At 71.6% G+C, this 6,233-nt stretch carries 7 protein-coding genes; 1 reads left to right on the forward strand and 6 read right to left on the reverse strand.

The window, feature by feature from the left end; all coding sequences use genetic code 11:
- On the forward strand, nucleotides 1–907 hold a 907-nt coding region (locus tag SACHA_RS20390; protein ID WP_083935780.1), incomplete at its 5' end, for a 3-methyladenine DNA glycosylase.
- 113 nt (nucleotides 908–1,020) lie between these two features.
- Here the strand turns inward: SACHA_RS20390 and SACHA_RS0105175 are convergent.
- The 6 genes from SACHA_RS0105175 to SACHA_RS0105205 all read right to left on the reverse strand — a co-directional run bounded on the left by SACHA_RS0105175 (nucleotide 1,021) and on the right by SACHA_RS0105205 (nucleotide 6,155).
- A complete protein-coding gene (locus SACHA_RS0105175; RefSeq protein ID WP_019807710.1) occupies nucleotides 1,021–1,587 on the reverse strand; it encodes a MerR family transcriptional regulator in 567 nt (188 codons plus the stop codon).
- Between the two features lie 262 nt (nucleotides 1,588–1,849).
- Nucleotides 1,850–2,323, reverse strand: a complete 474-nt coding sequence (locus SACHA_RS0105180; RefSeq protein ID WP_007025099.1) for a bifunctional nuclease family protein — start codon at nucleotides 2,321–2,323, stop codon at nucleotides 1,850–1,852.
- Nucleotides 2,324–2,572: 249 nt separating this feature from the next.
- Entirely contained in the window at nucleotides 2,573–3,370 is a 798-nt protein-coding gene (ftsR, locus tag SACHA_RS0105185) for a transcriptional regulator FtsR (RefSeq protein WP_019807712.1), read from the reverse strand.
- Nucleotides 3,367–3,831 (reverse strand): glycogen accumulation regulator GarA, encoded by a 465-nt coding sequence (gene garA, locus SACHA_RS0105190; protein WP_019807714.1) that lies wholly within the window; start codon nucleotides 3,829–3,831, stop codon nucleotides 3,367–3,369. Before garA ends, ftsR begins: the two co-directional genes overlap by 4 nt.
- Nucleotides 3,832–4,088: 257 nt before the next feature.
- Entirely contained in the window at nucleotides 4,089–4,700 is a 612-nt protein-coding gene (locus SACHA_RS0105195; protein WP_007025102.1) for a CDP-alcohol phosphatidyltransferase family protein, read from the reverse strand.
- A gap of 579 nt (nucleotides 4,701–5,279) precedes the next feature.
- Nucleotides 5,280–6,155: a crotonase/enoyl-CoA hydratase family protein gene (locus SACHA_RS0105205; protein WP_019807721.1), complete on the reverse strand. Its 876-nt coding sequence runs from the start codon at nucleotides 6,153–6,155 to the stop codon at nucleotides 5,280–5,282.
- Nucleotides 6,156–6,233: the final 78 nt, after the last annotated feature.

A 6,233-nucleotide genomic window follows, 5' to 3' on the forward strand; every position in this document is an offset into this window, starting at 1 on the left:
CCGCGAGGCCGCGCACGCCGACCGGATGCGGCCGTGGACCGAGCCGCACCGGCGGCGCCGCTCCCGCGGTGAGCCGCATCCGGTGCTGGACTTCCTGTTCACCTACTACTCGCACCCGCCGACACACCTGGCCCGCTGGCAGCCCGGACCGGACGTCGTCCTCACCGGCGAGCAGGCGCGGCGGTTCCTGGGCCGGTCCGGCTACCGGGAGACCGACGCCGGAATCTCGGTGGACCCCGCGGCGTTCACCGACCGGCTCGCCCGCACGACACGGCACTCGGTGACCCTGCTGGAGGCCGTGGACCGGCGGCGACCGCGGCTGAACTGCTTCGGACTGCACGAATGGGCCATGGTCTACCGGGCCGACCCCGACCGGATCCGGCACTCCCAGGTGCCGCTCCGGCTCGGGTCCGCGGGCACCGACGAGGTCGTGGAGACCTCCGACCTGCGGTGCGGCCACTTCGACGCGTTCCGCTTCTTCACCGACGAGGCCGTCCCCCGCAACCGGTACCGCCCCACCCGGGACACCCAGGTCGAACTCGACCAGCCGGGATGTCTGCACGTGGGCATGGACCTCTACAAGTGGGCCTACAAACTGGGCCCGTTCGTGCCCGCGGAACTGGTCGCCGACTGTTTCGAACTGGCCGCCGACATCCGCACGCTGGACATGCGGGCGAGCCCGTACGACCTGAGGGGATTCGGCTATCCGCCGGTGCGGATCGAGACCGCCGAGGGCCGCGCCGAGTACGCCCGCGCCCAGGCCGGGTTCGCCCGGCGCGCGGCCCCCCTGCGCGGCCGTCTGATCAGCCTGTGCCGTGGGCTGCTGACCCGGTACGCGGACCATCCCCCCGAGCCACACCCGGGTCAGCGTGGGGATCCGGAAGAGACACCGCCCCCGGACGGATGAACCGGTCGCGCCGTCGGCCCAGCCGTATTGGTCGTTATACGCTTTCGGTCCGGCGGTCCGTCACGGTGGGGGAACCGTGCGGTCGGTGCCGCTCAGGCGGTGCGGCGGGCGTTTCAGCCGGTGCGGCGGGCGTTGCGGCGCTCGGAGAGCTCGTCCGGCACCGCGGGGTCGAGCTCCGCGCCGTCGGCCCGCTCGGCCGGGAACTCGTGCAGCGTACCGCTGATCTCCTGCATGGCACCGCTGACCGCGATGCCGAACACGCCCTGCCCACCCTGGAGCAGGTCCACGATCTCCTCCGGAGAGGTGCACTCGTACACCGTCGTGCCGTCCGAGAACAGGGTCACCCGCGCCAGGTCCCGGACACCCCGGCCCCGCAGATGGTCGACCGCGACCCGGATGTTCTGCAACGAGACACCCGTGTCGAGCAACCTCTTGACGATCTTGAGGACGAGCAGGTCCTTGAACGAGTAGAGCCGCTGGGAGCCCGAGCCGTGAGCCGTGCGGATGCTCGGCATCACCAGCTTGGTGCGCGCCCAGTAGTCGAGCTGCCGGTAGGAGATCCCCGCGATCTGACAGGCGGCCGGGCCGCGGTACCCCACCAGCTCGTCCGGCAGCGAGGAGTCGGGAAACAACTCCGTCTGCCCGTTCCCGGCGTGCGCCGGGCCCTCGTCGACCACCATGCCTCCTCTCGCCCGGCGCGTGCGCCGGCAGGCGAAACAAGACCACCGGCTCCGGGGCGGAACCGACCGGTACGACGATCGCGCCGCGCCCCGGACCTCCGGCCGACCGGAGTCATCCACCGCAGGTCACGCCGACGCTCCATCGTCCCCTGACGGTATGCCCGCCCGCGGGGGCGGTCAACGCGACGCGCGGACACCGTCACCGACGGGTTTCACCCCGCACACGGCCGGGACCGCGCCCGGTGCACACGTCCGGGGCCGCTCAGGTGTCGGCGCCGCGGAAATCCTCGGGCGAGACGGAGTCGAGGAACTCGCGGAACTTCTCGACCTCGTCCTCCTGCTCGTCCGGGATGAGCAGACCGGCCTCCTCCAGCACGCCGTCCTCGGCGTGGATCGGGACACCCACGCGCAGCGCCAGCGCCACCGAGTCACTCGGCCGGGCGGAGACGCGCACGTCCCCGTCGAACACGAGCTCGGCGAAAAAGGTACCTTCACTCAGGTCGGTGATGATGACCTGCTGCAGCTCCCGGTCCAACGCGCCGATGATGTCCTTGAGCAGATCGTGGGTCAGTGGGCGTGCCGGACGAACCCCCTGCTGCTCCAGCGCGATGGCCGTGGCCTCGACGGATCCGATCCAGATGGGAAGGTACCGCTCACCGTCGGATTCCCGCAGCAGCAAGATCGGCTGATTCGCGGGCAACTCGACCCGGACGCCGACGACGCGCATCTCGCTCATCGGGCTTCGCCTCCCTCTCCTGCGCGCGGGCTGCAGCGCTGTCACGAGGATCCCGCATCGACTCTACTCGACGCTACCCGTCATCTGGGCGCTGTGCTCGCCACAAAAATCTCTGTCGCTCACCACGAAATTCGGTCGCTCGCCGCGACTCCTGTGTCACTCGCCACGAACCTGTCGTTCCCGCGCGGCCCGCCGCGCCGACCGCCCGTTCACGGTACGGCATCCGCCGAGTCCGTCACCTGGTCGAGTTTACCCACCCGCCATGCCCCGAATACCGGATTTCACGAGCAGGGTGTGCAGACCGATCGACAGCGCCGCGAGCTCCGCCACCAGTTCGTCCCCCCGCGCACGGGCCTCGGGGTCCCGGTTCCGGTAGACCGGCGTCACGATCTGCTCCAGCAGCCCCACCTCGCGGTCGGCCGAGGCGCGGAAGGCGCGCAGGTGCCTCGGTTCGAGCCCGTGCCCGGCCATCGCCCGCACGGTACGGGCGATCGCCACCGCATCCGCGTCGTAGTACCCGGTGGGCCCGGGCCGGAGGAGTCCGTACTGCCGCAGCTCCGCCAGCATCGCCCCGTCGATTCCGGCCTCGACGAGCAGGTCCTGCTCGGACAGCCGCACCCCGGGCTCCGGGCCGGGCATCAGGTCCGCCGGGGACGGCGTCCCGGCCGGCGACGCCTCCCCGTCATCCGGGGAGGTCCCGTCGTCCGGGGAAGCCACGGCCACGAGCCTGCGCGGGGGCCGGACGGGCTCCGGAACCGGGACCGCGGGCACGGGGTCGTCGGCCCGGTCGGCCGCGTCCAGCCGCTGTCTGATCACCTTCAGCGGCAGGTAGTAATCCCGTTGCGCGGTCAGCACGAAGCGCAGCCGCTCCACGTCGGCCGCGCTGAACTGCCGGTAACCGGACGACGTCCGCGCGGGCCGGACGAGTCCCTCCGATTCGAGGAACCGGATCTTGGAGATCGTCACGTCCGGGAAGTCGGGACGCAGCTGTCCCAGTACCGCCCCGATACTCAGACCGTCCGGCCGCGGCCGCCCGGCAGCCGTCACTGCGCCCCCTGACCCCCGTGCCCGGGTCCGGTGAGGAACACCAGCCGGAACTTGCCGACCTGCACCTCGTCGCCACCGGAGAGCACCGCCTGGTCGACCGGCTCGCGGTTGACGTAGGTGCCGTTCAGACTGCCCACGTCGATCACCACGAACTCGCCGCCCTCGCGGCGGAACTCGGCGTGCCGCCGGGACACCGTGACGTCGTCGAGGAAGATGTCGCTGTCCGGGTGCCGCCCCGCGCTCGTGGTGTCACGATCGAGCAGGAACCGCGACCCCGCGTTCGGGCCCCGCTTCACCACCAGCAGTGCGGAGCCCGCCGGCAGCGCGTCGACACCGGCGTCCTGCGCCTCGACGGCAGGCGCCTCCTGGCCCTCCACATCCGACGTGAAGTCGGCCCGGAAAACGGAGGTCCGCTCCGGAGACTGCTCCGGGGGAACGCCGGACTCGTCGTTCGTGCTCACCTGAGCTCTCCTTACGCACTGAAGTGTCGTCATCGAAACGTGGTGTAGTCAACGTACCGTGCCCCGACCACGTACGGCCCTGGGGCCTCCCCGATCAGCCGTTGATCACACCTGCCGAAACGTCGCCGCGTCGTCGGCCGAATCGTCCCACAGAAGGCCCCGCACACGCCCGTGTCACGGGTGAGAAATCGCCCGCCCGCACCGGGGCGGACGGGGCCCGTGTGCGCACCGGCGCGGGGAGGGACGGCGCGGTCCCGCTAGGTCGTGCGGCGTCCGCCGACCGCGGCCGCGACCTGCCAGACGTAGAGCGCCGCGGACCAGAGATACAGCACCGCGCCCCAGGTGGTGAAGGCGTAGGCGAACGGCCGGGCGATCTCGGCGAAGGTCGAGTCACCCTGGGTGATCATCAGCAACGGCAGCGCGTACATCAGTGTGAAGGTCGCGGCCTTGCCCACATAAGTCACCTCGGGCGCGGCGAAGCCCGCGCGGCGCAGCACCACCAGCGCGATCCCGATGGCGATCTCCCGGGCGAACAGGGTGAGCACGATGGAGGCGGGCACGATGTCGCGCAGCAGGAAGGCCAGCAGTGCGGCCATGATGTAGAGCCGGTCGGCGGCCGGGTCCAGGATCCGGCCGAGCCGGCTCGTCTGATCGAGCAACCGGGCGAGCTTGCCGTCCAGCCAGTCGGTGAACCCGCCGAACACGAGCAGGGCGAGCGCCCACCCGTCCTCCCGGGGCCCCAGCAGCAGCCACAGGAACACCGGCACCCCGGCGAGCCGCAGCAGCGACAGCAGGTTGGGTACGGTGAACAGTTCCCGTGCCAGCGACTTGACCTCACCCACGGTGCGGCCGGGCGGAGCTTTCGTCACCCGCTCACCGTAGCCGGACCCGGAATCGCCCTGATCAGGTGGAGCGCCGATAGCTCCAGCCTCTCCTCCGGAGGTCCTCCCCGGTCAGTGCCTGGGGGCGCCCGTGCCGGTCCCGTCCCATCCAGCGGGGTTTGCCGGAACCGCTCTCCAGGACGTAGGGACGGCCCCGGCTCCAGACGACACTGCACGGCGTGGTCGGCGGTGGCGGGGCGGCCCCGGTGGCGGCCGCGGTATTCCTGTCGTATCGGGTGCCACTGTCGTGTCGGGTGCCACTGTCCCGACGGGTGCCGCTGTCGTGTTCGGTGCTCATGGTGTCCTGCACTCGGTCGGTGCTCATCCGCCGGTCGCCGGCGGATCCGCTGTGGAAGGGGTTGCCGGTGGGCGCGTCCGGCACACCCGTGGGCGCCCACTCACCCGCGACCATCGACACGTCACGACACGCTGTTAACCCGCCTGGGGCACCTCCACCCTCGAATCCCCCGATCGGACGACACACGGGTGCACCCACGACGGCGTGGTGCTGCCCGTGGACGGCGCACACCCGTCCACGGGCAGCACCACCGGGTGCCGGGGGCGGTGTCACTCGCCGGTGAACTCCGCCTCCCGTCGCTCCAGGAACGCCCGTACCGCCTCGTTGAGATCCCGGCTCGGCAGGAACGCGGCGTTCCAGGTGGCGACGTGCCGGAGTCCGTCCCGGATCCGCTGCTCGGTGTTCCCCGACAGCACGTCCTTCACCCCCTGCACGACCAGGGGCGGGTTCGCGGCGATCTCACGGGCCGTGGCCCGGGCCGCCTCCAGCACCGCCTCCGCGTCCGGGTACACGTCGTTGACCAGGCCGATCCGCTCGGCGCGGGCCGCGTCGACGTCGCGGCCGGTGAGCGCCAGTTCCCGGAGGTGCCCGTCCCCGATGATCGGGGCGAGCCGCTGCAGGCTGCCCATGTCCGCGACGATGGCCACCTTGACCTCCCGCACGCTGAACGTCGCCTCCGCCGACGCCAGCCGCATGTCGGCGGCGGCGATCAGGTCGACCCCGCCGCCGATGCACCAGCCGGAGACCGCGGCGATCACCGGCTTGCGGGTGCGAGCCACGGCGGTGACCGCGTCCTGCATCCGGCGCACCTCGTCGAGGAAGTCCCGGCGCGGCTTCGCCAGGGCGTCGCCGCCGAGGTATTCGGACCACTGCGGCAGCATCGCCGCGAGGTCGAGCCCGTAGGAGAAGTGCTTCCCGCTGCCGGTCAGCACGACCGCACGGACCTCCGGGTCGGTGTCCAACGCGTCGAAGACCTCCGGCAGTTCCCGCCAGAAGTCGGGGCCCATCGCGTTGCCCTTCCCGGGGCCGAGCAGGGTGACCTCGGCGACGTGCCCGGTGCGCTCGACGCGCATCGAGACGAGATCGTCGAACCGGGTGCCGGTGTCGCCGTTGCCGGTGGCCGGGGTGTCGTCGGTGTCGCTCATGCCGCCAATCGTCGCCCACCCCGTCGTCGACGTCGGGGGCGGGCCGACGATCACGCTGCGGGCGCCAGCCCGGCCACC

Source organism: Saccharomonospora halophila 8 (assembly GCF_000383775.1).
In the GTDB taxonomy this organism is placed as follows: domain Bacteria; phylum Actinomycetota; class Actinomycetes; order Mycobacteriales; family Pseudonocardiaceae; genus Saccharomonospora; species Saccharomonospora halophila.